Genomic DNA, 1,481 nt, shown 5'->3' with positions numbered 1-1,481 from the left:
GAGCGCGTCCTCGCGCCGCCCGCACAGGTAGACCCGGTGGTTCAGGGCGCCGAGCCGCTCGGCGGGTGTCAGCCCCCAGCCGCGGGTGGCGCCGGGGCCGCGCGACACCCCGCGGGCGGGGGGGGCGCGGGTGCGGGGCGGCCGGGCCCGGCCGGGCGGGCCGGGGGGGCCGGCCCCGGCCCCGGTCCGGGCCCCTCGTCACGCACCGACGCCGCAGCGCCTCGACGCCTCAACGCCCCAGCAGTTCCCCGCCGTTGCAGTGCAGGATCTCGCCGGTGATGAACCCGGCCTCGGGCGAGGCGAGGAAGGTGACCGCCGCCGCGACCTCCCCGGTCTCGCCGATCCGGCCGAGCAGCGTGCGCGCCGCCCGGCGGGCCACCTCGGGCTCGTCCAGCCGCGGCCCGAAGAACTCGGTGCCGGCCACCGTGCCCGGCGCGACGATGTTGGCGGTGATCCCCGAGGTGCCCAACTGCGCGGCCAGGAAGTGGTTCCAGGCGTGCAGGGAGGCCTTCGCCGCACCGTAGGAGCCGGCCCCGCGCAGGGCGGCGATGGAGCTGATGGTGACGACCCGGCCGGAGCCCGGGGTGAGCCGGTCCCGGATCGACTCGGTGAGCAGCACCACGGTCAGCACGTTGCGCTCGAAGTCGCCGCGCCAGCGGGCCAGCAGGGCGTGCGGCCCGCCGCCGACCACGGTCTCCCGGCTGCCGGCGTTGTTCACCAGCACGTCGATCCGCTCGGGCAGTTCCGCCAGCGCGGCCTCCACGGCGTCCGGGTCGGCGAGGTCGCACACCAGCGGGGTGACGTTCGGCCCGAGGTCGATCGCGGCCTTCTCCAGGACGGCCCGGCGCCGACCGACGATCACCACGTGCTCACCCGCCTCGGCGAACCGCCGCGCGACTTCGTACCCGATTCCCGTGCCACCGCCGGTGACGACGACGTTCCTGGCCATCTGCGCACTCCCTCCCCAGTTCCGCCGTCGCGCGACGAGGGGGCGCGACGGTCCGTACCGGAATGCCACGATTCCTATCACGCTCGGTTGCCGTGACTGCGGGGAGGGTGACGTCGTGCGCGAGGGAAGGTGTGATATGGGCGCGGTACGAGGCGCCTACGGAGCGTGGCGAGAGGCAGCTCACACCCCCCGGGCGTAACTTCTCGCACCCTGATACGTCTTAGGTTGGTAGTGCGGCAGTTTTTCCGCTGGGCGGGGCACGATCAACGGCAATGTGTCCCCGCACTTCCGGCGGGCTGTCGCCGACGGGGCTCCGGCGGGCCCCGGGAACGGTCGTCGAATCCTCGACGGCCTTCGCGCACGGCGCCGGGGTTGTGGCGGGCCAGGGACGCTTTGAGCGGCCGTCCCCGGTCGCGGCCGGCCCCGGAGTCGTGCGCCGTACGGTTCCGGGCCCCGCCCCCGGCCGACCCGGGGCCCCGGCGGGGGCGGCGACGGGCCCCGCCCGCGACCCCGCGCGCCCCCCCCAGAGGTG

Annotated in this window: 1 protein-coding gene; it reads right to left on the bottom strand. The window is 76.0% G+C overall.

Annotated elements, in window-relative coordinates:
- Positions 1-229: 229 nt before the first annotated feature.
- Positions 230-949, bottom strand: a complete 720-nt coding sequence (locus ACFWXO_RS44400) for an SDR family NAD(P)-dependent oxidoreductase (RefSeq protein ID WP_375896972.1) — start codon at positions 947-949, stop codon at positions 230-232.
- Between the last annotated feature and the right edge of the window lie 532 nt (positions 950-1,481).

It is taken from the genome of Kitasatospora sp. NPDC059088, assembly GCF_042738155.1.
GTDB lineage: Bacteria > Actinomycetota > Actinomycetes > Streptomycetales > Streptomycetaceae > Kitasatospora.
The sequence above is the reverse complement of the archived record's forward strand: the minus strand, read 5'-3'. Positions and strand labels throughout refer to the sequence as shown.

What these genes read in the sequence shown, in the direction of transcription:
- ACFWXO_RS44400 (WP_375896972.1), bottom strand. Translation starts at nt 949, where the DNA reads ATGGCCAGGAACGTCGTCGTCACCGGCGGTGGCACGGGAATCGGGTAC.